The organism is Pseudocitrobacter cyperus (assembly GCF_039889165.1).
Classification (GTDB): Bacteria; Pseudomonadota; Gammaproteobacteria; order Enterobacterales; family Enterobacteriaceae; genus Pseudocitrobacter; species Pseudocitrobacter cyperus.
In genome coordinates, this window is the sequence record NZ_JAYMYY010000004.1 from 183,620 (window position 1) to 207,575 (window position 23,956).

Here is a 23,956-nt window from a genome sequence, read left to right on the forward strand (position 1 = left end):
CGGAGATTATCTTCGCCCTTTTTCATGCCTCAAATAATTGTGTCCTTAATCCCATTTTTTCTACTGCAAAACGCATATTGCTAATATATTTGTGATTCACTTCATATCTCTTCCATAACGCTTCTGTTGCTAGCTTTACTTTGCATTCATACCTGGCCAGGATAAACACATGTTCGATAGTGAACATGTGTTTAATGAATGTGTTTTGTGGCGTTAATAACGATCTCTGTATCAAAGGACAATTATGTTCGGGGGCGTTCTATGCTTGAAGAAAATTATATTGTCACTATTGGCTCTGCGAACATGGATGTCGCTGGTTATTCGCATGGTCAATTGAATTACGCTGATTCAAATCCCGGTAAAATAAAATTTACGCCCGGCGGCGTAGGCCGAAATATTGCACATAATATTGCGCTTCTGGGTAAATCATCCTGGCTGCTAACCGCCGTGGGCGATGATTTTTATGGTCAGTCGTTGCTGATGCAAACCGCGTCGGCAGGGGTGCAGGTTGATAAATGTTTGACCGTTCCGGACGGAAGTACCTCCAGCTATCTTTCACTGCTGGATAATACCGGGGAAATGCTGGTTGCCATTAACGATATGGCGATTTCTGAGTCAATCACGCCGGGCTTTCTGGCCCAACACGCTGAGTTTATTCGCCGGGCGAGTGTTGTTGTCGTTGACTGTAATCTCAGTGCCATGGCGCTTGCGTGGGTCATGGAAAATTGCGGCGATATCCCCGTTTTTGTTGACCCGGTCTCCGCATGGAAGTGCAGCAAGATCCGCGACTGGTTAGGACGCATTCATACTTTAAAGCCTAACAGGATTGAAGCCGAAACGCTCAGTGGCATAGCGCTTGTTTCCCGTGATGACGTCGTTCCGGTCGCTGCCTGGTTCCATCAGCAAGGGCTTAAACGTCTGGTGTTGAGTATGGGGGGCGATGGCGTCTATTTCAGCGATATCAACGGCGAGCAGGGCTGGTCTGCGCCGTTAAAAACTCAGGTCATGAATGTGACTGGCGCCGGTGACGCCATGATGGCAGGGCTGGCCGTTTGTTGGGGTGATGCGCTTTCGTTGCAGGAATCTGTCCGTTTTGCTCAGGGATGCGCCTCAATGGCGCTCTCGTCAGAATATACCAATAACCCCGAATTATCTTTTGCTAACGTATTAACTTTAGTGGAGAAAGCAGAATGTCTGAATTAAAAATAGCAGCACATCTATTACAGGTTTCACCCGAGGTTCAGCAGGCAATTAATGATAAAAAACCTGTTGTAGCACTTGAGTCGACAATTATTTCTCATGGAATGCCTTTTCCACAAAATGCGCAAACGGCTATTGAAGTAGAAGAGACGATTCGTAAACATGGTGCCATTCCTGCCACGATAGCCATTATTGGTGGTGTCATGAAAGTGGGGTTAAGCCCGCAGGAAATAGAATTGTTAGGACGTGAAGGACATAATGTCACGAAAGTCAGTCGTCGCGATCTCCCCTTTGTTGTTGCCGCCGGAAAAAATGGTGCAACGACGGTCGCTTCCACCATGATTATTGCGGCACTTGCCGGAATTAAAGTCTTTGCAACCGGGGGAATTGGTGGTGTCCATCGCGGTGCGGAGCAGACCTTTGATATTTCGGCCGATTTACAGGAGCTGGCGCATACCAATGTGGCGGTCGTTTGTGCGGGGGCAAAATCCATTCTCGATCTCGGGTTAACGACGGAATATCTTGAAACCTTCGGCGTGCCGCTAATTGGTTATCAAACGAAATCACTCCCCGCCTTTTTCTGTCGTACCAGCCCATTCGAAGTGAGTATTCAGCTCGATACGCCTGAGCAGATCGCGCGCGCCATGGCGGTGAAATGGCAGACCGGGCTTAACGGCGGCCTGGTGGTGGCAAATCCGATCCCTCAGGCGTTCGCGATGCCGGAAGAACAGATCAACTCGGCTATCGATCGCGCGGTAGCTGAAGCTGTTCAGCAAGGGATTGTCGGTAAAGAGAGTACCCCGTTCCTGCTGGCGCGCGTGGCGGAACTGACCGGCGGCGATAGCCTGAAGTCGAATATTCAACTGGTATTCAACAACGCCATTCTGGCCTGCGAAATCGCGAAGGAGTATCAACGCCTGGCCTAACGCCTGCGCGGGCAGCGTGCTGTCGCCCGTGTCTCTGTCATCGTGAAAATCTGGCATATGCCAGGTTTTCCGCCCGATAAGGATAGTCATTATGGATATCATGAGAAGTATTCTGGGAATGGCGGTGTTACTGGTAATTGCTTTCCTGTTATCAGTTAACAAACGCGGCATCAGCATTCGTACCGTGGGGGCAGCGCTGGCGCTGCAAATCGCTATTGGCGGCATCATGCTCTATTTCCCACCCGGGAAATGGCTGGTAGAGCAGGCGGCAATGGGAGTGCATAAGGTGATGTCCTACAGCGATGCGGGCAGCGCCTTTATTTTCGGCTCGCTGGTGGGGCCAAAGATGGATGTATTGTTTGATGGCGCAGGCTTCGTGTTCGCTTTTCGCGTGTTGCCCGCTATTATTTTCGTCACCGCCCTTATCAGCTTGCTGTACTACATCGGCGTGATGGGATTGCTCATCCGTATTCTCGGCGGCATTTTCCAGAAGGCGCTGAATATCAGCAAAGTGGAATCTTTTGTCGCGGTCACAACGATTTTCCTCGGTCAGAATGAGATCCCGGCGATTGTGAAGCCGTTTATCGAGAAACTGAACCGCAACGAACTGTTTACCGCCATTTGTAGCGGTATGGCTTCGATTGCCGGGTCGATGTTGATCGGCTACGCCGGGATGGGGGTTCCTATTGACTATCTTCTGGCTGCGTCCTTAATGGCGATCCCCGGTGGCATACTTTTCGCCAGACTGATGAGCCCGGCGACGGAGGAGTCTCAGATAACCTTCGAGAATCTTTCCTTCTCTGAAACGCCGCCAAAAAGCATTATTGAAGCCGCTGCGAGCGGGGCAATGACCGGGCTGAAGATCGCCGCCGGTGTGGCGACAGTCGTGATGGCATTTGTGGCGATCATCGCGTTGCTGAACGGGATTATCGGGGGCGTTGGCGGGTGGTTTGGTTTTGAACATGCGTCACTTGAAGGCCTTTTCGGTTATGCGCTGGCGCCGCTGGCGTGGATTATGGGCGTTGACTGGAGCGATGCGACGCTTGCTGGTAGCCTGATTGGGCAGAAACTGGCAATCAACGAGTTTGTCGCCTATCTGAGTTTTTCACCCTACCTGCAAGCCGCAGGAACACTGGACGTAAAAACCATCGCCATCATCTCGTTTGCCCTGTGTGGTTTTGCCAATTTCGGTTCAATTGGCGTCGTTGTCGGGGCATTTTCAGCGATTGCTCCCCAGCGGGCGCCGGAAATTGCGCAGTTAGGCGTGAGAGCACTCGCTGCGGCGACGCTCTCTAATTTGATGAGCGCAACGATTGCGGGATTCTTTATTGGATTAGCCTGATGTCTCTGTGCGCCAGAGCGATCTGGCGCTTAAATATTTACGCGTAAAATAACCACAAACATGTTTATCAATTAAATAAATCAGAAAACGAATGGTTCGGGGCCATTTCTTTTGCCATTGAAATGAGTGCCTGCTTGTTTTTTATAACGTAACCTGATTTCTGCCTGAGCAATAATCCGTCGTGGGTAAACTGTGCAATGACGTACAATAAATGACGATATGTAACGCCCATATATTCTGCCGTCTGTGTGTGTTTTTCGTGATATACATCACCATGTTGCGTCAGTAAAATAAAGGCGGCCAGTCGGTTGTTTAACGGAAACGATTGATTCCGGGTCAGCGAGACAATGTTTCGATAATTTTTCTGACTGAGCGCCAGACATAAATGGCGGAGAAAAGTCACATCATTTAAAAGTGTCGCCCGGTACTGCTTGATCGGAAGCGCCAGACACCAGCATGCTTCTATGGCCTGTACGGCCAGGGCTTCATGGTGCTTATCGACAAGCTCAATCTCACCAATAAAACAGGGGGCGCTGAAGAAATCAATCAGCGACACGCGGCCGTTGGGTAAGGTTGCGTAGAGTTTGGCGCGCCCACGGACGAGATAAAACAACCATACCGGAGATTGCCCTTCTTCGACAATATACCCTCCGGCATCGACCTGAAAAAGACGCGTATCTTCGAGAACCTCAGCAGAAAACCGTTCTTTATAGTCCGATTGATTAATCAGTTGCTGTTTAAGAACGTCATTTTTAATTTCTTTCACGATGTTTTCCCGATATGAGATTTCTCATGTTTAGCATACGTTTTCCGTTGTTATCATTCAATCCCTGGCCAGGCTGCGTGCTCCGTCATGCGACGAAAATAACGTAATGATTAACAGAGGAAATAATAAATGGAAAAGCGAAAAATTATTCTCGATTGTGATCCCGGTCATGATGATGCTATTGCAATTATGATGGCGGCAAGACATCCAGCCATTGATTTATTAGGTATAACGATTGTGGCTGGCAATCAAACGCTGGATAAAACTCTGGTTAATGGGCTCAACGTTTGTCAGAAACTGGACATTCAGGTGCCGGTGTATGCGGGAATGCCGCAGCCCATCATGCGTAAGCAGATCGTCGCGGATAATATTCACGGCGAAACAGGGCTTGATGGCCCGGTTTTTGAGCCGCTGACCCGCAAAGCGCAGAGCACCCACGCGGTCAGCTATCTCATCGATACATTGATGGCTAGCGATGGCGATATCACGCTGGTGCCGGTCGGGCCCCTGAGCAACATCGCAGTGGCGATGCGAATGCAGCCTGCTATCCTGCCTAAAATTCGCGAAATTGTCCTGATGGGCGGCGCATATGGCACAGGGAATTTTACCCCATCCGCGGAGTTTAATATTTTCGCCGATCCTGAAGCGGCGAAAGTTGTTTTTACCTCTGGTGTACCGCTGGTCATGATGGGGCTGGATCTCACTAATCAAACGGTCTGTACCGCAGATGTTATTGCCCGAATGGAAAAAGCGGGCGGTAAGGCGGGGCAGTTATTCAGCGATATCATGAATTTTACCCTCAAAACCCAGTTCGAAAATTATGGTCTGGCAGGGGGCCCGGTACATGATGCGACCTGTATTGGCTATCTCATCAATCCCCAGGGTATTACAACCCGCGACATGTATGTCGAAGTCGACGTGAACAGCGGGCCATGTTACGGGCGCACCGTTTGTGATGAATTGGGCGTACTGGGTAAACCCGCCAACACCAAAGTGGGTACCGCCATTGATACTGACTGGTTCTGGGGGCTCGTGGAGGAGTGTGTACGCATGTACCACTAGCCTTACGGGTAAAACAATCGTCGGGTATGCCATCACGTATGCCCGACATGCTTTATGGGCAGGATGCGGTCGCCCGTAACGTTATCTGAGCTGGTAAGGCGAGATAATCATTATGGATATACTGAGAAGTGTTGTGGGCATGGCGGTGCTGCTGGCAATAGCCTTCCTGCTGTCAGTCAATAAAAAAAGGATCAGTTTGCGGACGGTGGGTGCGGCGCTGGTTCTGCAAATTGTTATTGGCGGCATTATGCTCTATTTACCACCCGGAAAATGGGTTGCAGAGCAGGTTGCTTTCGGTGTGCATAAAGTCATGTCGTACAGTGATGCCGGTAGTGCATTTATTTTTGGTTCGCTGGTTGGGCCGAAAATGGACACGCTCTTTGATGGCGCGGGTTTTATCTTTGGATTCAGGGTGCTGCCTGCCATTATTTTTGTCACGGCGCTGGTGAGTTTGCTGTACTACATTGGCGTCATGGGTGTACTGATTCGCATCCTTGGGGGGATTTTTCAGAAAGCGCTAAACATCAGTAAAATCGAATCTTTTGTTGCCGTGACGACGATTTTTCTCGGGCAGAATGAGATCCCGGCGATTGTAAAACCTTTTGTTGATCGCCTGAATCGTAATGAGCTTTTTACCGCAATTTGCAGCGGAATGGCGTCAATTGCCGGGTCGACGATGATTGGCTACGCGGCGTTAGGGGTTCCCGTTGAGTATTTACTGGCGGCGTCATTAATGGCTATCCCCGGCGGGATACTGTTTGCCCGGTTGCTCAGTCCCGCAACGCAAGAGACGCAGGTCACTTTCGAGAATCTGTCATTTAGCGAAGTACCGCCAAAAAGCCTCATTGAAGCAGCCGCGAATGGCGCCATGACCGGGCTGAAAATTGCAGCGGGCGTGGCAACGGTCGTCATGGCCTTTGTCGCCATTATTGCGCTGATTAACGGAATTATTGGCGGCGTTGGCGGCTGGTTCGGTTTTTCAGGCGTCACCCTGGAAGGGATCTTTGGCTACATTCTGGCACCGCTTGCGTGGGTGATGGGCGTGGACTGGAGCGATGCAACGCTTGCAGGAAGTTTGATTGGCCAAAAGCTGGCGATTAATGAATTTGTCGCTTATCTCAATTTCTCACCGTATTTACAAACGGCGGGAACGCTGGATGTGAAGACCATTGCGATCATTTCCTTCGCGCTGTGTGGTTTCGCGAATTTTGGATCGATCGGCGTTGTTGTCGGCGCATTCTCGGCCGTAGCCCCGCAGCGTGCACCGGAAATCGCACAGCTCGGGTTACGTGCTCTCGCCGCCGCAACGCTCTCAAATCTGATGAGTGCGACTATTGCGGGGTTCTTTATCAGCCTGGCCTGACGAGACAGGGATGCAGCGCACATCACTGTGCGCTGTTTTTCAGCAGATACAAGGCGTTAGCTACTGACAGCGTTGGGTTGTTGATACTGATACTGGCGCGCGACAACGCAGCGCAGGCTACGGCAAACTGCACGCCATCCCTGAACTCGCTACCGTCGAGAAAGCTGTAAAGAAGGCCTGCCATCAGCGCGTCATCTGCCCCGAAGCTGTCGACGACAGGGTGTTCCGGCGATGTGCAATGAAAGGCTTCGCCCTGATGCTCGCTACAATAAACCGACTCATCTTCCAGGCAAACGACGATACGCTGCACACCCTGTCGGTGTAATTCTTTAACGGCATCCTGCAATTGCGTATCGCTTTCAATAGGGCTGCCCCACAGAATTTCCAGCTCCCGGCGCGTAGGTTTTAAGGTATGGATATGGCCGAGCCAGCTTTTTACTTTTTCGGCTTTAAATTCCGAAACCGTATCAACAAACACCGGAATGTTTCCAGACAGGGTAAAGACCCATTCGAGCGCCTGCGGCGTCAGGTTACAGTCAACCAGAATAGCGCCTGCATGGGTGAGAAGGTCGCGTGAGGCATTCAGAAGCTGGGGAGTTAATGCATCAAGCAGGTGGGTATCGTTAATTGCCAGCACGGTTTCATCCTGCGGATTGGCAATCGACAGGTACGTGGAGGTGTTGTGCCCATGCAGGCGAATGCAGCTTTGGGTATTTACGCCTGCCTGTCGGGTTTGTTCCAGCAGCGTGTCACCATAAAAATCGCTTCCTACCGCCGAAATCAGATGAACATCACGCCCCAGCAGCGCCAGATTATGGGCGATGTTGCGCCCGACGCCGCCTGCGGAACAGTGGATATTTCCCGGCTGGGAAGCCGCCTGAGGATAGTGAATGTCGGCGACACCCCGGATATCCATATTGATGGCGCCGAGCACCACGCAATAATCCTGCTCGGTCAGGATGTAACCTTTACCTTTGATTAAGCCCTTGCGCATCAGATCCATAATATGCGCGGCGACGCGCGAACGGCTTATTTGCAGGATTTCGGCAATTTCATGTTGCTGAATAAGCGGATTACGACGCAGAATTTTGAGTATCTGTTTCTCCCTGTCGTTCATGCTCACGCGACCTCTTTCTCTACCTGCTGCGCCTTCAGCCACGCAATCTCTTCCGCCCAGATATCCGGGTTTGTGGTTTCCAGAATGAGCGGGATGCCGTCAAAACGGTCGTCCTGCATGATCCAGCGGAAGGCGTCGTGGCCGATATTGCCTTCGCCGAGACTGTTATGGCGGTCGACCCGGCTGCCGAAAGCGCTTTTGGCGTCGTTCAGGTGCATGCCGCGTAAATAGTGAAAACCGACGATACGCTCAAACTCGGCAAAGGTTTTTGCGCATTCCTCAGTGGTGCGTAAATCGTAGCCAGCGGCGAAGGCGTGACAGGTATCAATACAGACGCCGACGCGGGATTTATCTTCCACGGCGTCAATGATTGCCGCCAGGTGCTCAAACTTAAAGCCAAGGTTGCTGCCCTGACCGGCGGTGTTTTCAATTACTGCGGTTACGCCTTCGGTCTGCGCCAGCGCAATGTTGATGGATTCGGCGATGCGCGCCAGGCACTTATCCTCATCAATTTGCATCAGGTGGCTACCGGGGTGGAAGTTCAGCAATGACAGACCGAGCTGCTGGCAGCGGCTAAGCTCATCGATAAAGGCTTCACGGGATTTTTCCAGCGCTTCTGCAACCGGGTGGCCGAGGTTAATCAGATAGCTGTCGTGCGGAAGAATTTGTGCGGAAGTGTAGTGATATTTTTCGCAGGCCGCTTTGAACTCATCAATCACTTCAGAAGTGAGTGGGGCGGCGCGCCACTGGCGCTGATTTTTGGTGAACAGGGCGAAAGCGGTCGCTTCTAATTCTGCTGCACGAATGGCGGCGTTGGCTACGCCGCCGGAGGCGCTAACGTGCGCTCCAATGTATTTCATAACGACTCCTGTTAAACCCGCCAGAGGAGGGAAAGCAAACCGTAATCATAGCGGGTTAGTTAACAGAAGTCGTGATGCATTATGCCATCAGGGCGTGGACAGTAATGTTAATAAGCGCACCGCCGACAATTAGCCAGGCAAACAGGGCCAGCGCCATCAGCAGCGGTTTTGCACCTGCTTTTTTCAGTGCGCTAACGTGGGTGGTTAAGCCCAGGGCCGCCATCGCCATTGCCAGCAGTACCGTATCCAGGGTGACCAGGATATCAACCACCGCTTTTGGCAGCAGATGGAAGGAGTTGAAAATCGCCACCACGATAAACAGCACCGCAAACCAGGGGATGGTGATTTTGCTTTTCTGCGCGCTGTCAGACGGAGCCAGTTGTTTCACACGTCCCGCAAGGATAAGCAGGAACGGCGCCAGCATCATCACGCGCAGCATTTTTGCAATCACCGCCGCATTTTCTGCATCCGGGTTAATGGCATGACCTGCGGCGACAACCTGCGCGACTTCATGCATCGTTGAGCCGATGTAGATACCGTAAGTTTCCGGGCTGAACCAGTGGGCCAGCAGCGGATACATCGCCGGGTAGAGGAAAATCGCCAGTGTACCGAAGATAACCACGGTCGCGACCGCCACGGTCACTTTACTCGCTTCGGCTTTAACCACCGGTTCGGTTGCCAGAATGGCCGCCGCACCGCAGATACTGCTGCCCGCGCCAATCAACCAACTGGTATGTTTATCCAGACCAAACACTTTTTGCCCCAACCAGCAGGCCAGGAAAAAGGTGCTGGTTAGGGTCAGTACGTCAATGGCGATGCCGCTGACGCCTACTTCAGCAATTTGCGAAAACGTCAGGCGAAAGCCATAAAGAATGATACCGAGCCGCAGCAGATGCTGTTTGGCGAACAGCACGCCGCCGTCGCAGGGCTGCCAGATTTTAGGGTAAACGGTGTTGCCGATAACCATCCCCAGCAGAATCGCCAGGGTTAAGGCGCTAAAACCGGCGCCTGCAATGGCGGGAATGCTCCCGGCCCAGAGTGCTGCCCCGGTGATCACAGCGCTAAGCGCCAGCCCGGGGATGAAATGTTTAACTGAACGATGAGGTTCGCGTAATGTGAGTTCTGCCATAACCTTCTCCTTTATCTGGCTAAAAGGTTACGCCGTGCTGGTTTAAAGATAAAATTGATTATATATTTATAATCAATCGTAATAACTGGTAAGCGCCGATTGTACGGGCAGGAAAAATATGCATATCACGCTGCGGCAACTTGAAGTGTTCGCGGAAGTTCTTAAAAGCGGTTCGACTACCCAGGCCTCGCAAATGCTGGCACTTTCTCAGTCGGCGGTCAGCGCGGCGCTGACCGACCTGGAGGGGCAACTGGGCGTTCAGCTTTTTGACCGGGTCGGCAAGCGGCTGGTGGTAAACGAGCACGGGCGTTTGCTCTATCCGCGTGCGCTGGCGCTGCTGGAGCAGGCGACGGAAATCGAGCAGCTCTTCCGCGAAGATAACGGCGCGATTCGGGTCTATGCCAGCAGTACTATTGGTAACTATCTTCTGCCGGAGATGATCGGCCGCTATCGCCGCGATTTCCCGGATCTGCCGATAGAGCTCAGCGTCGGCAACAGCCAGGATGCCATTAACGCAGTGGCGGATTTTCGCGTCGATATCGGCTTTATCGAAGGGCCATGCCACTCTGCGGATATTGTGGCGGAACCCTGGCTGGAAGATGAACTGGTGGTGTTTGCCGCACCAGACTCCTCATTGCTGGAAGGGGAGGTGACTCTGGCGCGCCTAGCTGCGGAACCGTGGATCCTGCGTGAAAAAGGTTCCGGAACGCGCGAAATCGTCGATTATTTGCTGCTCTCTCATTTGCCGCAGTTTCGGCTGGGAATGGAGCTTGGCAATTCTGAAGCCATTAAACATGCGGTACGCCATGGTTTAGGAATAAGTTGCCTCTCGCGCCGGGTGATTGCGGAACAACTGGAAAGTGGAAAGCTGGTTGAAGTGCCGGTGCCATTGCCGGGGTTGAATCGCACCCTGTGGCGTATTCATCATCGGCAAAAGCACCTTTCTAACGCATTGATGCGATTCCTCTCCTACTGTTCGGCGTGAATATACGCAGGGCTGGCGGGAAATTCGCCAGCCGCCTCAGGTACTGCTTTACTTATAATTTACGCCCCATCATGAAGCTCTCTTATAACTGCGCATTTCTACCAGAAGCAGCCCCTATCGTCTGCTACAATCGCGCATCATTTTTTGGATGGACAGTATTTTCAAATGGTTTCCGAAACTAAAACCACACAAGCGCCCGCGCTCCGTCGCGAACTCAAGGCGCGTCACCTGACGATGATCGCTATTGGCGGTTCCATCGGTACAGGTCTTTTTGTCGCATCAGGCGCAACCATTTCCGCAGCAGGCCCCGGCGGGGCGTTATTCTCTTATATTCTGATTGGCCTGATGGTGTACTTCCTGATGACCAGTCTCGGTGAGCTCGCGGCCTATATGCCGGTATCGGGTTCATTCGCCACTTACGGCCAGAACTATGTGGAAGAGGGCTTTGGCTTCGCGCTGGGCTGGAACTACTGGTACAACTGGGCGGTGACTATCGCCGTTGACCTCGTGGCAGCACAGCTTGTAATGAGCTGGTGGTTCCCGGATACGCCGGGCTGGATCTGGAGCGCGCTGTTCCTGTGCGTGATTTTCCTGCTCAACTATATCTCGGTGAAAGGGTTTGGTGAGGCGGAATACTGGTTCTCTCTTATTAAAGTGGCGACCGTGATTATCTTTATCGTGGTCGGCGTGATGATGATTGTCGGTATCTTCAAAGGCGCACAACCCGTGGGCTGGAGCAACTGGACAACCGGCGATGCGCCGTTTGCCGGTGGCTTCGCAGCGATGATTGGCGTGGCGATGATTGTCGGCTTCTCCTTCCAGGGCACCGAACTGATTGGTATCGCGGCGGGTGAGTCTGAAGATCCGGAGAAAAACATTCCGCGTGCGGTGCGTCAGGTATTCTGGCGTATCCTGCTGTTCTATGTGTTCGCAATCCTGATTATCAGCCTGATTATCCCGTACACCGACCCGAGCCTGCTGCGTAATGACGTCAAAGATATCAGCGTCAGCCCGTTCACCCTGGTATTCCAGCATGCGGGCCTGCTTTCGGCGGCGGCGGTGATGAACGCGGTTATTCTGACGGCGGTACTGTCTGCGGGTAACTCCGGGATGTACGCATCAACGCGTATGCTTTACACCCTGGCCTGTGATGGTAAGGCACCGCGCATCTTCTCTAAACTGTCGAAAGGCGGTGTGCCGCGTAATGCGCTGTATGCCACGACGGTAATTGCCGGGCTGTGCTTCCTGACTTCCATGTTTGGCAACCAGACTGTGTACCTGTGGCTGCTGAACACTTCCGGCATGACGGGCTTTATCGCCTGGCTTGGGATCGCCATCAGTCACTACCGCTTCCGTCGCGGCTATGTGATGCAGGGGAATGATATTAACGATCTGCCGTACCGTTCCGGGTTCTTCCCGCTGGGGCCAATCTTTGCCTTCGTACTGTGCCTGATTATCACCCTGGGCCAGAACTATGAAGCATTCCTGGCTGATACCATTGACTGGGGCGGCGTGGCGGCAACCTATATCGGTATTCCGCTGTTCCTGATTATCTGGTTCGGCTACAAACTGAGCCGGGGGACGCGCTTCGTTCGCTACAGCGAAATGCACTTCCCGGAACGCTTTAAGAAATAATTAGCGCCTCTTTCCAGAAAGCCCTCTTCACGCAAAGAGGGCTTTTTTTATCCCGAATTACATCTCGCCTAAGATAATTCCCTTATCAATAGAATTAAACGATTACATCTTGACATAACTTTAAATAACTCAATTGATAATTGTTATCATTCTCTTTATCATCACGGGCGTCATTACAGGATGAAGCCACTCCCTCTCTTACGGTGAATCGTGACCGACAAGAGGCGACAGCCACATCTGCATAAATTCTAAAAAAAGAAAAATACGCTGAAGGTCAACAGCGTAAAGCAGTCAATGTGAGCAGTACCTTTTTGAAATAATTACGTATTTACCTCATGGAGATTTGGAATGTTCAGGTTAAACCCCTTCGTCCGGGGCGGGCTCTGCGTGTCCGCTTTGTCACTGGCGCTGCCGGTTATCGCCGCCACTGAAGGCGAACAGATGGTCGTTACCGCCGCTGCCACTGAGCAGAGCGTCAAAGATGCGCCCGCCAGTATCAGCGTGATCACGCAAGAAGATCTGCAACGTAAACCGGTGCAAAACCTGAAGGATATTCTCAAGGAAGTGCCGGGCGTTCAGCTCACTAATGAAGGGGATAATCGTCAGGGCGTGAGTATCCGCGGCCTGGACAGTAGCTACACCCTTATTCTCATCGACGGTAAACGCGTCAATTCGCGCAATGCCGTTTTCCGCCACAACGACTTCGACCTGAACTGGATCCCGGCGGACTCTATCGAGCGTATTGAAGTGGTGCGCGGGCCGATGTCTTCGCTCTACGGTTCCGATGCGTTGGGCGGCGTGGTGAATATCATTACCAAAAAAATCGGCCAGAAATGGACTGGCAGCATTACGGCGGACACCACCATTCAGGAAAACCGCGACCGCGGCGATACTTACAACGGCCAGTTCTTTACCAGCGGCCCATTGGTAGACGGTGTACTGGGGGTGAAAGCCTTCGGCAGCCTCTCTAAGCGCGAGAAAGATAAGCAGGAATCGTCCACCACCAGCGCCACCGGCGAAACGCCGCGTATCGAAGGTTTTACCAGTCGTGATGCCAACGTCGAATTTGCCTGGACGCCAACGGAGAATCAGGACATCACCGCCGGTTATGGTTTTGACCGTCAGGACAGGGACTCCGATTCGCTGGATCAGAACCGCCTTGAGCGTCAAAACTACTCCCTGAGCCATAATGGGCGCTGGGACGTCGGCAACAGCGAACTGAAATTTTATGGCGAAAAAGTCGACAACAAAAACCCTGGCAACAGCAGCCCAATCACCTCTGAAAGCAACACCATCGATGGCAAATATGTCCTGCCGGTGGGGGCAATCAACCAGTTGATCACTTTTGGCGGAGAATGGCGACACGACAAACTGAAAGATCCGGTCAACCTGACGGGCGGCAGCAGTAGCGAAACGTCAGCCAGTCAGTACGCGCTGTTTATTGAAGACGAGTGGCGGATCTTCGAACCGCTGGCGCTGACGACCGGTATCCGCATGGACGATCACCAGACCTACGGCGATCACTGGAGCCCGCGTGCGTATCTGGTCTACAGCGCGACCGACACCTTAACGGTGAAGGGCGGCTGGGCGACGGCCTTTAAAGCTCCGTCTCTGCTGCAATTAAGCCCGGACTGGACGACCAATTCCTGCCGCGGCGGCTGCCGTATTGTTGGCAGCCCGGATCTGAAACCGGAAACCAGCGAAAGCTGGGAGATTGGTCTCTACTATCAGGGAGAAGAGGGCTGGCTGGAAGGCGTACAGGGCAGCGTGACGACCTTCCGCAATGATGTGGAAGATATGATTAACATCGCGCGAACGTCGGATGTGAACGCCGCGCCGGGTTACTCCAACTTTGTCGGTTTTGATTCCAGCGGTAAGCCTATCTTCGCTTACTACAACGTGAATAAAGCGCGTATTCAGGGCGTGGAAACCGAGCTGAAAGTGCCGTTTGGCGAGCAGTGGAAAGTGACGCTGAACTACACCTATAACGATGGCCGCGATCTCAGCAATGGCGGTAATAAACCGTTGCAGGAGCTGCCGTTCCATACTGCGAATGGTCGCGTAGACTGGACGCCGGTGCAGGACTGGTCGTTCTATCTGGCGGCGCGATATAACGGCGAGCAGCGTGCCGTGAGCGCCACCTCCAAAACGCCGGGCGGCTACACCACCTGGGATCTGGGCGGCGCATGGCAGGCGACGCAAAACGTTAAGCTACGTGCGGGCGTGCTGAACCTGGGTGACAAAGACCTGAGCCGCGATGATTACAGCTACAACGAAGATGGTCGTCGCTACTTTATGGCGGTGGATTACCGCTTCTGATAGTGAGGTCGTGTCGGACGGCGCCAGCGCCATCCGACCACCACGCTTACTTCAACAGATGCTGCGCATGGAAGCGCAGATGATCTTCAATAAACGAAGCGATAAAGAAATAGCTGTGATCGTAACCGGGCTGGATACGCAGGGTTAGCGGCCAGTCTTTCTGGCGGGCTATCTCTGCAAACACTGCGGGTTGAAGCTGATCGGCCAGGAACTGATCGCTATCTCCCTGATCGATAAGCATCGGCGTTGCATGTTCAGTATCAAGATGATGCAGCAACGCGCAGCTATCCCACTGCGGCCAGGTGCTCTGGTCTTCGCCAAGATAGGCGGTAAACGCTTTCTGTCCCCATGGCACACGGCATGGATTGACTATCGGCGCAAAGGCCGATGCACTGACGTATTTCCCGGGGTTCTTTAGCGCCAGCATCAGCGCGCCGTGCCCGCCCATCGAATGGCCGCTGATTGCGCAGCGCTCGCTAACGTTGAATTTATCCTGAATCAGCGCCGGAAGTTCATCGCGAATGTAGTCGTACATGCGGAAGTGTGCGGCCCACGGCTGCTGCGTGGCGTTAAGATAGAAACCTGCGCCCTGGCCCAAATCGTAACCGTCGTCGTTGGCGACATCCGCACCGCGCGGGCTGGTATCCGGCATCACCAGCACAATACCCAGCTCAGAGGCGACGCGCTGCGCATTGGCTTTAGTGGTGAAGTTTTCGTCGGTACAGGTCAGGCCGGAGAGCCAGTAAAGGACTGGCGGCGGCGTTGTTCCGGGTGTCGGCGGTAAAAAGATGCTGAATGTCATGGCACAATTCAGCGCGGTGGAGTCGTGCCGCCAGCGTTGTTGCCAGCCTTCAAAACAACGATGTTCTTCAAGCAATTCCATGCAAGGCTCCTTAATTAAGATCAGAAATACCGGGATCATCATACAGATAATTCAACGCCGTTGAGTAATTTTCACTTCCGCAACGGCATGATATGTCGCATCATAAGGTTAACTTATTGTTAACAATTGAGGCGGCAATGGCCTTACGAATCGCATTCAGCGGATTTATCGTGCTGGTGGTGATCATGGGAATAGGGCGCTTTGCCTATACGCCCCAGGTGCCATTGATGATTACCGATAGCCAGCTCACGCTCACCAGCGCCGGGCTGGTGGCGGCGATGAACTATCTTGGCTATCTGATAGGCGCGTGGGACGCCATGCGTGCGCAGCGCCATGTTGAAACGCGGCTGTACCTCGGCATCGCGGGGGCGGTTATCTTCACGCTGCTGTCGGCGTGGGCGGATAACGCCTGGCTGCATGGCGTTCTGCGTTTGATCCTCGGCTGTATGAGCGGTTGGGCGCTGGTTCTGACCGCGGCATGGACTAACGAACGCCTGGGGCAATTGGGCCATGCCGGGCTGAGCGCCGCGGTGTTCGCCGGGCCCGGCGCGGGGATCGCCCTGAGCGGCCTGCTGGCGGTGTGGATCCACTCGCAAACGCTTGCCGCAGCGGAGGGGTGGCTGCTTTACGGCCTGCTGGCGCTGGTGCTGATTATTCTGGTGGTGCGCTGGTTGCCGCGTCCTGGCGCGCTGCATCCATCGGGAACGAAGCCGGAGCCGCTCCATTTGACCGCCGATCTCAAACGTCTGGTCTGGAGCTACACGCTGGCAGGGTTCGGTTATATTCTGCCCGCGACTTTTCTGTCGCAAATGGCGGCACAACGCTTTCCCGGCAGCCTGTTCGCCCAGTTTGTCTGGCCGATATTCGGCCTGGCCTCGGTAATTGGTATCGCGTTGAGCATCGCGATGCGCAACGTTGGGCAAAGCTATCACCGACTGGCGATCGTTCTCTGGCTACAGGGGATCGGCGTGCTCTTTGCCTGGCTGGTACCCGGGCTTATGGGGTTATCGCTGGGCGCAGCGCTGGTTGGCGGTGGTTTCCTGTGTGCCGTTCAGCTCTCGCTTTTATACGGGCGCGAGCTGGCACCACGCCATTCCCGTTACATGGCCGGGCTTCTCACCACGGGGTATGCCGTGGGGCAACTGGTGGGGCCGATGACCTCGGCACTTTCCACCTGGCTTACGCATCGTCTTGATCCCGCTCTGGGCGTGGCGGCACTGGCGCTGTTTATCGGCGGGATGCTGGTATGGCGACCTGGGCATGCAAGGCAGGAGCAATTGCAATAATTATCGTTACGAATACTGGATTATGTGCGCGGCCTCACGCACAATAAGTGCAAACTTTGCCCCATGAAGGGCAGAGCGCCCCACCTGCTGGAGAAAAAAAGATGTCATCACTGAGTAAAGAAGCTGCACTGGTTCATGAGGCCCTCGTGGCGCGTGGGCTGGAAACGCCGCTGCGCCCACCGGTGCGCGAAATGGATAATGAAACCCGTAAACGTCTGATTTCCGGGCATATGACCGAGATTATGCAGTTACTGAATCTCGATCTGAGTGATGACAGTCTGATGGAAACGCCGCACCGCATTGCGAAAATGTATGTGGACGAAATTTTCTCCGGCCTGGATTACGCGAACTTCCCGAAAATCACCGTCATTGAAAATAAAATGAAGGTTGATGAGATGGTCACCGTGCGCGATATCACCCTGACCAGCACCTGCGAACACCACTTTGTCACCATTGATGGTAAAGCGACGGTGGCCTATATCCCGAAAGAGTCCGTGATTGGCCTGTCGAAAATTAACCGTATTGTGCAGTTCTTTGCCCAACGTCCTCAGGTGCAGGAACGATTGACGCAGCAGATCCTGACTGCGCTGCAAACTCTGCTCGGCACCAATAACGTGGCGGTTTCTATTGATGCGGTGCATTACTGTGTGAAAGCGCGTGGTATTCGCGATGCGACCAGCGCCACCACCACCACATCGCTCGGCGGCCTGTTTAAATCGAGCCAGAATACCCGCCAGGAATTTCTGCGCGCTGTACGCCACCACAACTAAGCGAGGCAGGGTACATGGAACGCAACGTCACCCTGGATTTTGTACGGGGTGTGGCCATACTCGGTATCCTGCTGCTTAACATTAATGGTTTCGGGCTGCCTAAAGCAGCCTATCTCAACCCCGCCTGGTACGGCGACATCACCGCGCGCGATGCCTGGACCTGGGCGGCGCTCGATCTCTTCGCCCAGGTGAAATTCCTTACACTCTTCGCGCTGCTGTTTGGCGCCGGGCTGCAACTTCTTCTGCCGCGCGGCAAACGCTGGATCCAGTCACGTTTAACGCTGCTGGCGCTGCTCGGATTTATTCACGGCTTACTGTTGTGGGATGGCGATATTTTGCTGGCCTACGCGCTGATCGGTTTAATAAGCTGGCGACTGGTGCGCGACGCCCGCGACGTTAAATCGCTGTTTAAGACCGGAGCGACGCTCTATCTGGCCGGTGTCGGTCTGCTGGTATTGCTGGGGCTGATTGCCGATTCCGGGCAAAGCAACTCCTGGGTGCCGGATGCGTCCACGCTGCTGTATGAGCGCTACTGGAAAATTAACGGTGGCATGGAAGCGGTAAGCAATCGGGTGGATTTGTTGTCAGCGAATTTACTGGCGCTGGGTGCGCAATACGGCTGGCAACTGGCGGGGATGATGCTAATGGGCGCGGCGCTGATGCGCAGCGGCTGGCTGAAAGGGGAGTTTAGTCCGCGGCACTATCGACGTACCGGGGCGGCGCTGGTGGCTATCGGCATGCTGATCAACCTGCCGGCGATTATCGCCCAGTGGCAACTGGGGTGGGATTACCGCTGGTGTGCTTTCCTGTTACAGGCGCCACGGGAACTCAGCGCGCCTATCCAGACGCTGGGCTACGCTGCGCTGGCGTGGGGATTCTGGCCGCAAATTTGTCGCTCTAAGCTTGTGATAGCGGTTGCCTGTGTGGGGCGGATGGCGCTTTCCAACTATATTCTGCAAACGCTGATTTGTACGACGCTCTTCTATCGCTTTGAACTCTTTATGAAATTTGACCGTTTAACCCTTCTGGCGTTTGTTGTACCCATCTGGCTGGTCAATATTTTATTCTCGCTGCTATGGCTGCGTTATTTTCGCCAGGGCCCCCTGGAATGGCTGTGGCGTCAGCTTACCGCACGAGCCTCCGGCGTTTCCCTGCGTAAAACATTCAGATAACGATCCAGATCACAATCATTAACAAAACGGATGTAACCGTTTCCAGCCGTGTGACGCCCTTCACGTAGTCCCCTTTCGCTCACTGACAGAATAGCGCTCTTCCTGAAGAGAGGGTGTGGCTATGAATGGCAGCAATACAGAACAGGGCGGTGGCGATGATCACTATTCGTGATGTGGCGCGTCAGGCGGGTGTATCTGTTGCAACGGTTTCACGCGTCCTGAATAACAGTGCGCTGGTCAGCCCGGAGACGCGCGATGTGGTAATGAAAGCGGTCGCCGCACTGGGTTATCGTCCTAACGCGAATGCCCAGGCGCTGGCAACGCAGGTCAGCGACACCATCGGTGTGGTGGTCATGGATGTCTCTGACCCTTTCTTTGGCGCACTGGTGAAGGCCGTCGATACTGTCGCACAGTTACAGCAAAAATATGTCCTGATTGGCAACAGCTACCATGAAGCAGAAAAAGAGCGTAACGCGATTGAAGTGCTGATTCGTCAGCGCTGTAATGCGCTGATCGTACACTCAAAAGCACTGAGCGACCGGGAACTGGCTGATTTTATGGATCATATTCCAGGTATGGTGCTGATTAACCGCATTGTGCCGGGATACGCCCACCGTTGCGTGGGGCTGGATAACGTCAGTGGGGCAGTGATGGCCACGCGGACATTGTTAAACCACGGTCATCAGCGCATTGGTTATCTCGCTTCCAGCCATCAGATTGAAGACGAAGACCTGCGTCGTGAAGGGTGGTTACGCGCACTGCACGAGCAGGGCATCACTGCGCCGGATAGCTGGATAGGTACAGGTTCGCCCGATATGCAGGGCGGAGAAGCCGCGATGGTAGAACTGCTGGGGCGCAATCCAGGCCTGACGGCTGTTTTTTCCTACAACGACAATATGGCGGCTGGTGCGCTCACTGCGCTTAAAGATAACGGTATTGCGGTGCCACAGCAGGTGTCCGTCATCGGCTTTGATGATATTCCTCTGGCGCGTTACACCGATCCGCAACTGACCACCATCCGCTACCCGATTGTTTCGATGGCAAAACTGGCAACGGAACTGGCGCTTCAGGGGGCGGCAGGCAAGCTGGATCCGTCTGTAACGCACTGTTTTATGCCAACGCTGGTGCGTCGTCATTCTGTTGCGCAGCGTCAATCTGTGCAGCCCATCACTAACTCACTCATTCCCGGGATGTAACCGTTTTCAATCTGTGATTGGATTCACAGTATATTAACAATGTCGTAACTATGATGTCAGCGTTTGTAAAGTTAAGATGCTATGTCACGGTGATTAATCACTTTTTCTATAGCAGTCAGGCTAAATGCAAGCAATAAAACGCACTCAGGAGCGTTACCGACCACGGAAGAGTAATTTTACTTAAAATAAATTTCGTCGTGCAGTAACGTGTTGTTAACACTGCCCGCCGACTGTTTCCATACGAACTACCCTGCATAATAAAACCGGAGATACCATGAATAAGAAGGTGTTAACCCTGTCTGCTGTTATGGCAAGCATGTTATTCGGTGCTGCAGCGAACGCTGCTGATACCCGCATTGGCGTGACGATTTATAAGTATGACGATAACTTTATGTCCGTCGTGCGTAAGGCTATTGAGAAAGACGCCAAAGCAGCGCCGGATGTGCAACTGCTGATGAATGACTCCCAGAATGACCAGTCTAAACAAAACGACCAGATTGACGTCTTGCTGGCGAAAGGCGTAAAAGCGCTGGCAATTAACCTGGTTGACCCGGCAGCGGCAGGCACGGTGATTGAGAAAGCGCGCGGTCAGAATGTACCCATCGTTTTCTTCAACAAAGAACCTTCGCGCAAAGCGCTGGACAGCTATGACAAGGCGTTTTATGTCGGCACCGACTCTAAAGAGTCCGGCATTATTCAGGGCGACCTGATTGCCAAGCACTGGGCCGCTAACCCGAACTGGGATCTGAACAAAGATGGGCAGGTACAGTTCGTTCTGTTGAAAGGCGAACCAGGCCACCCGGATGCGGAAGCGCGTACCACCTACGTTATCAAAGAGCTGAATGAAAAAGGGCTGAAAACCCAGCAGTTACAGCTTGATACCGCCATGTGGGACACCGCTCAGGCGAAAGATAAAATGGACGCCTGGCTCTCTGGCCCTAACGCTAATAAAATTGAAGTGGTTATTGCCAACAATGACGCGATGGCGATGGGCGCAGTGGAAGCACTGAAAGCGCACAATAAGAGCAGCGTTCCGGTCTTCGGTGTGGATGCCCTGCCTGAAGCGCTGGCGCTGGTGAAATCTGGCGCAATGGCCGGTACCGTGCTGAATGATGCGAATAACCAGGCGAAAGCCACTTTCGACCTGGCAAAAAACCTGGCCGATGGTAAAGGTGCGGCAGACGGCACCAACTGGAAAATTGAAAATAAAGTTGTCCGCGTTCCGTATGTTGGCGTGGATAAAGAAAACCTGAGCGAATTTACCAGCAAATAATGATATCTGCTTTGGGCGCACTGCGGTGCGCCCATTATGCATGGCACCGATCCAGAAAAAACCAGCAGCCAGGTAAAACTATGGTCAGCGATAATAGAGAGTCGTCGGGCGAATACTTGTTGGAAATGAGTCATATCAACAAGTCGTTTCCGGGCGTTAAGGCACTCGATAATGTCAATTTAAAGGTTCGTCCCCATTCTATTCACGCACTAATGGGAGAAAACGGCGCCGGTAAATCGACGTTATTAAAATGCCTGTTTGGGATCTATCAAAAAGATTCCGGTAGCATTATTTTTCAGGGTAAAGAGATAGACTTCCATTCGGCAAAAGAAGCGCTGGAAAACGGTATCTCCATGGTTCACCAGGAATTAAACCTGGTACTGCAACGTTCCGTGATGGATAACATGTGGCTGGGGCGCTACCCGGCAAAAGGCATGTTTGTCGATCAGGAGAAAATGTATCGCGATACCAAAGCGATTTTTGATGAACTGGATATCGATATTGACCCGCGCGCGCGCGTGGGGACGCTTTCCGTTTCACAAATGCAGATGATTGAAATCGCCAAGGCTTTCTCCTATAACGCAAAAATTGTGATTATGGACGAGCCGACGTCTTCCCTGACGGAAAAAGAAGTCAATCACTTGTTTACGATTATCCGTAAGCTGAAAGATCGCGGTTGCGGCATAGTTTATATCTCCCACAAAATGGAAGAGATCTTCCAGTTGTGCGATGAGATAACCGTCTTGCGAGATGGTCAATGGATTGCCACCCAGCCGCTGGAAGGGCTGGATATGGACAAGATCATTGCCATGATGGTTGGGCGTTCATTGAATCAGCGCTTCCCGGATCGCTCTAATACCCCTGGTGAAGTGATCCTTGAAGTACAAAACCTGACTTCCCTGCGTCAGCCATCGATTCGTGACGTCTCGTTCCAGTTGCGCAAAGGTGAAATCCTCGGCATCGCCGGGCTGGTGGGGGCAAAGCGTACCGATATTGTGGAAACGTTGTTTGGTGTGCGTGAAAAATCGTCCGGCACGATTAAGCTCCACGGTAAAAAAATTAATAACCATAACGCCAATGAAGCCATTAATAACGGTTTCGCGCTGGTGACGGAAGAACGCCGTTCAACCGGGATTTACGCCTATCTGGATATTGGGTTCAACTCACTGATATCCAATATTAAAAATTACAAAAATAAAATCGGCCTGCTTGATAACTCGCGCATGAAGAGTGATACCCAGTGGGTTATTGACTCCATGCGAGTCAAAACGCCAGGGCACTACACGCAAATTGGTTCTCTGTCTGGTGGAAATCAGCAAAAGGTCATTATCGGCCGTTGGCTATTAACTCAGCCTGAAATACTGATGCTTGATGAACCGACCCGTGGGATTGATGTCGGAGCGAAGTTTGAAATTTATCAGCTTATTGCTGAGCTGGCGAAGAAAGATAAAGGGATCATTATTATCTCCTCCGAGATGCCGGAGCTGCTGGGCATTACCGATCGTATTCTGGTAATGAGCAACGGCCTGGTTGCCGGAATTGTAGACACTAAAACCACAACGCAAAACGAAATTCTCCGTCTTGCGTCATTGCACCTTTAAGATCAGGGGCTCGACATGAGTGCGTTAAATAAGAAAAACTTTCTTACTTATCTGAAAGAGGGCGGGATTTACGTCGTTCTTTTAGTTCTGCTGGCGATTATTATTTTCCAGGATCCGACGTTTTTAAGTTTGCTTAACTTAAGTAACATCCTTACCCAGTCTTCTGTGCGTATTATTATCGCACTCGGCGTTGCGGGGCTGATCGTTACTCAGGGGACTGACCTTTCCGCCGGTCGTCAGGTGGGGCTGGCGGCGGTCATTGCCGCGACGCTGCTGCAATCAGTAGAGAATGCTAATAAAGTGTTCCCTGAAATGGCGACGATGCCTATTGCCCTGGTTATTCTGATTGTCTGCGCTATCGGCGCGATTATCGGCCTGATTAACGGCATTATCATTGCTTACCTGAACGTGACGCCGTTTATCACCACGCTCGGTACGATGATTATCGTGTACGGGATTAACTCCCTGTATTACGACTTTGTGGGCGCGTCACCAATTTCTGGTTTCGACAGCGGTTTCTCCACCTTTGCGCAAGGGTTTATCGCGTTGGGCAGTTTCCGCCTCTCCTATATCACCTTCTACGCCCTGATCGCCGTGGCTTTTGTCTGGGTGCTGTGGAATAAAACCCGCTTCGGTAAGAACATTTTCGCCATCGGCGGCAACCCGGAAGCGGCGAAAGTCTCCGGCGTTAACGTTGCCGTAAACCTGCTGGTAATTTATGCGCTGTCTGGTGTGTTCTATGCCTTCGGCGGCCTGCTGGAAGCCGGGCGCATTGGGTCGGCGACCAACAACCTCGGCTTTATGTACGAACTCGATGCCATCGCGGCGTGTGTAGTGGGCGGCGTTTCCTTCAGCGGGGGGGTAGGTACCGTACTCGGCGTAGTGACCGGCGTGATTATCTTCACGGTGATCAACTACGGCCTGACCTATATCGGCGTTAACCCGTACTGGCAGTACATTATTAAAGGGGCGATTATTATCTTCGCCGTGGCGCTGGATTCACTGAAATACGCGCGTAAGAAATAATTCGCATAAAAGTAAAAGCCCGAAGCAAAAATACTTCGGGCTTTT

At 52.8% G+C, this 23,956-nt stretch carries 20 protein-coding genes; 15 read left to right on the plus strand and 5 right to left on the minus strand.

Translation table 11 applies throughout. The features are described 5' to 3' along the window. The first annotated feature begins 261 nt into the window (after window positions 1-261). From VSR74_RS14715 to VSR74_RS14725, 3 genes are all read left to right on the plus strand, one after another. On the plus strand, window positions 262-1,203 hold the full coding sequence (locus tag VSR74_RS14715; RefSeq protein WP_347795402.1) for a pseudouridine kinase: 942 nt from the start codon (window positions 262-264) through the stop codon (window positions 1,201-1,203). Beyond that, window positions 1,191-2,126 carry a pseudouridine-5'-phosphate glycosidase gene (locus tag VSR74_RS14720; RefSeq protein ID WP_347795403.1) on the plus strand — a complete coding sequence of 312 codons (936 nt, stop codon included), beginning with the start codon at window positions 1,191-1,193 and terminating at the stop codon, window positions 2,124-2,126. The genes VSR74_RS14715 and VSR74_RS14720 overlap by 13 nt, the downstream gene beginning before the upstream one ends. A 91-nt stretch (window positions 2,127-2,217) precedes the next feature. Further along, a complete protein-coding gene (locus VSR74_RS14725; protein ID WP_347795404.1) occupies window positions 2,218-3,468 on the plus strand; it encodes a NupC/NupG family nucleoside CNT transporter in 1,251 nt (416 codons plus the stop codon). Between the two features lie 67 nt (window positions 3,469-3,535). On the opposite strand, the gene VSR74_RS14730 is transcribed toward VSR74_RS14725, so the two are convergent. After that, on the minus strand, window positions 3,536-4,234 hold the full coding sequence (locus VSR74_RS14730) for a transcriptional regulator YeiL (RefSeq protein WP_347795405.1): 699 nt from the start codon (window positions 4,232-4,234) through the stop codon (window positions 3,536-3,538). Window positions 4,235-4,363: 129 nt separating this feature from the next. Between VSR74_RS14730 and rihB the strand changes: the two genes are divergently transcribed. Both rihB and VSR74_RS14740 read left to right on the plus strand, forming a co-directional pair. After that, on the plus strand, window positions 4,364-5,296 hold the full coding sequence (gene rihB, locus VSR74_RS14735) for a ribosylpyrimidine nucleosidase (protein ID WP_347795406.1): 933 nt from the start codon (window positions 4,364-4,366) through the stop codon (window positions 5,294-5,296). Window positions 5,297-5,408: 112 nt separating this feature from the next. Next, the gene (locus VSR74_RS14740; protein ID WP_347795407.1) at window positions 5,409-6,659 is read left to right on the plus strand and encodes a NupC/NupG family nucleoside CNT transporter; all 1,251 of its coding nucleotides are present in this window, start codon (window positions 5,409-5,411) and stop codon (window positions 6,657-6,659) included. Between the two features lie 22 nt (window positions 6,660-6,681). Here the strand turns inward: VSR74_RS14740 and VSR74_RS14745 are convergent, their stop codons facing one another. The 3 genes from VSR74_RS14745 to VSR74_RS14755 all read right to left on the minus strand — a co-directional run bounded on the left by VSR74_RS14745 (window position 6,682) and on the right by VSR74_RS14755 (window position 9,765). After that, window positions 6,682-7,776, minus strand: coding sequence for a sugar kinase (locus VSR74_RS14745; protein ID WP_347795408.1), 1,095 nt, complete (start codon window positions 7,774-7,776; stop codon window positions 6,682-6,684). 2 nt (window positions 7,777-7,778) lie between these two features. After that, complete coding sequence (gene nfo, locus VSR74_RS14750) at window positions 7,779-8,636, minus strand: deoxyribonuclease IV (RefSeq protein WP_347795409.1); 858 nt, start codon at window positions 8,634-8,636, stop codon at window positions 7,779-7,781. A 79-nt stretch (window positions 8,637-8,715) separates the two neighbouring features. Beyond that, window positions 8,716-9,765 (minus strand): YeiH family protein, encoded by a 1,050-nt coding sequence (locus tag VSR74_RS14755; protein WP_347795410.1) that lies wholly within the window; start codon window positions 9,763-9,765, stop codon window positions 8,716-8,718. Between the two features lie 118 nt (window positions 9,766-9,883). Between VSR74_RS14755 and yieE the strand changes: the two genes are divergently transcribed. The 3 genes from yieE (at window position 9,884) to cirA (ending at window position 14,704) form a co-directional block, all read left to right on the plus strand. Next, window positions 9,884-10,750: a DNA-binding transcriptional regulator YeiE gene (gene yieE / locus VSR74_RS14760; protein WP_347795411.1), complete on the plus strand. Its 867-nt coding sequence runs from the start codon at window positions 9,884-9,886 to the stop codon at window positions 10,748-10,750. 165 nt (window positions 10,751-10,915) lie between these two features. Continuing rightward, on the plus strand, window positions 10,916-12,385 hold the full coding sequence (gene lysP, locus VSR74_RS14765; RefSeq protein WP_347795412.1) for a lysine-specific permease: 1,470 nt from the start codon (window positions 10,916-10,918) through the stop codon (window positions 12,383-12,385). A gap of 348 nt (window positions 12,386-12,733) precedes the next feature. Next, the gene (gene cirA / locus VSR74_RS14770; RefSeq protein ID WP_347795413.1) at window positions 12,734-14,704 is read left to right on the plus strand and encodes a catecholate siderophore receptor CirA; all 1,971 of its coding nucleotides are present in this window, start codon (window positions 12,734-12,736) and stop codon (window positions 14,702-14,704) included. 46 nt (window positions 14,705-14,750) lie between these two features. Here the strand turns inward: cirA and fghA are convergent, their stop codons facing one another. Next, the gene (gene fghA / locus VSR74_RS14775) at window positions 14,751-15,587 is read right to left on the minus strand and encodes an S-formylglutathione hydrolase (protein WP_347795414.1); all 837 of its coding nucleotides are present in this window, start codon (window positions 15,585-15,587) and stop codon (window positions 14,751-14,753) included. Window positions 15,588-15,724: 137 nt separating this feature from the next. Between fghA and VSR74_RS14780 the strand changes: the two genes are divergently transcribed. The 7 genes from VSR74_RS14780 (at window position 15,725) to mglC (ending at window position 23,911) form a co-directional block, all read left to right on the plus strand. Then, a complete protein-coding gene (locus tag VSR74_RS14780) occupies window positions 15,725-16,873 on the plus strand; it encodes a YbfB/YjiJ family MFS transporter (protein WP_347795415.1) in 1,149 nt (382 codons plus the stop codon). Between the two features lie 101 nt (window positions 16,874-16,974). Continuing rightward, the gene (gene folE, locus VSR74_RS14785; protein WP_041686408.1) at window positions 16,975-17,643 is read left to right on the plus strand and encodes a GTP cyclohydrolase I FolE; all 669 of its coding nucleotides are present in this window, start codon (window positions 16,975-16,977) and stop codon (window positions 17,641-17,643) included. 14 nt (window positions 17,644-17,657) lie between these two features. Then, entirely contained in the window at window positions 17,658-18,815 is a 1,158-nt protein-coding gene (yeiB, locus tag VSR74_RS14790; protein ID WP_347795416.1) for a DUF418 domain-containing protein YeiB, read from the plus strand. Window positions 18,816-18,970: 155 nt separating this feature from the next. Further along, window positions 18,971-20,011 carry an HTH-type transcriptional regulator GalS gene (gene galS / locus VSR74_RS14795; RefSeq protein ID WP_347795613.1) on the plus strand — a complete coding sequence of 347 codons (1,041 nt, stop codon included), beginning with the start codon at window positions 18,971-18,973 and terminating at the stop codon, window positions 20,009-20,011. Window positions 20,012-20,285: 274 nt separating this feature from the next. Next, complete coding sequence (gene mglB, locus VSR74_RS14800; protein ID WP_347795417.1) at window positions 20,286-21,284, plus strand: galactose/glucose ABC transporter substrate-binding protein MglB; 999 nt, start codon at window positions 20,286-20,288, stop codon at window positions 21,282-21,284. An 80-nt stretch (window positions 21,285-21,364) separates the two neighbouring features. Continuing rightward, window positions 21,365-22,885, plus strand: coding sequence for a galactose/methyl galactoside ABC transporter ATP-binding protein MglA (gene mglA / locus VSR74_RS14805; protein ID WP_347795418.1), 1,521 nt, complete (start codon window positions 21,365-21,367; stop codon window positions 22,883-22,885). 15 nt (window positions 22,886-22,900) lie between these two features. Then, on the plus strand, window positions 22,901-23,911 hold the full coding sequence (gene mglC / locus VSR74_RS14810; protein ID WP_347795419.1) for a galactose/methyl galactoside ABC transporter permease MglC: 1,011 nt from the start codon (window positions 22,901-22,903) through the stop codon (window positions 23,909-23,911). Window positions 23,912-23,956: the final 45 nt, after the last annotated feature.

What these genes read in the sequence shown, in the direction of transcription:
- VSR74_RS14715 (WP_347795402.1), top strand. Translation starts at nt 262, where the DNA reads ATGCTTGAAGAAAATTATATTGTCACTATTGGCTCTGCGAACATGGAT.
- VSR74_RS14720 (WP_347795403.1), top strand. Translation starts at nt 1,191, where the DNA reads ATGTCTGAATTAAAAATAGCAGCACATCTATTACAGGTTTCACCCGAG.
- VSR74_RS14725 (WP_347795404.1), top strand. Translation starts at nt 2,218, where the DNA reads ATGGATATCATGAGAAGTATTCTGGGAATGGCGGTGTTACTGGTAATT.
- rihB (WP_347795406.1), top strand. Translation starts at nt 4,364, where the DNA reads ATGGAAAAGCGAAAAATTATTCTCGATTGTGATCCCGGTCATGATGAT.
- VSR74_RS14740 (WP_347795407.1), top strand. Translation starts at nt 5,409, where the DNA reads ATGGATATACTGAGAAGTGTTGTGGGCATGGCGGTGCTGCTGGCAATA.
- VSR74_RS14745 (WP_347795408.1), bottom strand. Translation starts at nt 7,776, where the DNA reads ATGAACGACAGGGAGAAACAGATACTCAAAATTCTGCGTCGTAATCCG.
- nfo (WP_347795409.1), bottom strand. Translation starts at nt 8,636, where the DNA reads ATGAAATACATTGGAGCGCACGTTAGCGCCTCCGGCGGCGTAGCCAAC.
- VSR74_RS14755 (WP_347795410.1), bottom strand. Translation starts at nt 9,765, where the DNA reads ATGGCAGAACTCACATTACGCGAACCTCATCGTTCAGTTAAACATTTC.
- yieE (WP_347795411.1), top strand. Translation starts at nt 9,884, where the DNA reads ATGCATATCACGCTGCGGCAACTTGAAGTGTTCGCGGAAGTTCTTAAA.
- lysP (WP_347795412.1), top strand. Translation starts at nt 10,916, where the DNA reads ATGGTTTCCGAAACTAAAACCACACAAGCGCCCGCGCTCCGTCGCGAA.
- cirA (WP_347795413.1), top strand. Translation starts at nt 12,734, where the DNA reads ATGTTCAGGTTAAACCCCTTCGTCCGGGGCGGGCTCTGCGTGTCCGCT.
- fghA (WP_347795414.1), bottom strand. Translation starts at nt 15,587, where the DNA reads ATGGAATTGCTTGAAGAACATCGTTGTTTTGAAGGCTGGCAACAACGC.
- VSR74_RS14780 (WP_347795415.1), top strand. Translation starts at nt 15,725, where the DNA reads ATGGCCTTACGAATCGCATTCAGCGGATTTATCGTGCTGGTGGTGATC.
- folE (WP_041686408.1), top strand. Translation starts at nt 16,975, where the DNA reads ATGTCATCACTGAGTAAAGAAGCTGCACTGGTTCATGAGGCCCTCGTG.
- yeiB (WP_347795416.1), top strand. Translation starts at nt 17,658, where the DNA reads ATGGAACGCAACGTCACCCTGGATTTTGTACGGGGTGTGGCCATACTC.
- galS (WP_347795613.1), top strand. Translation starts at nt 18,971, where the DNA reads ATGATCACTATTCGTGATGTGGCGCGTCAGGCGGGTGTATCTGTTGCA.
- mglB (WP_347795417.1), top strand. Translation starts at nt 20,286, where the DNA reads ATGAATAAGAAGGTGTTAACCCTGTCTGCTGTTATGGCAAGCATGTTA.
- mglA (WP_347795418.1), top strand. Translation starts at nt 21,365, where the DNA reads ATGGTCAGCGATAATAGAGAGTCGTCGGGCGAATACTTGTTGGAAATG.
- mglC (WP_347795419.1), top strand. Translation starts at nt 22,901, where the DNA reads ATGAGTGCGTTAAATAAGAAAAACTTTCTTACTTATCTGAAAGAGGGC.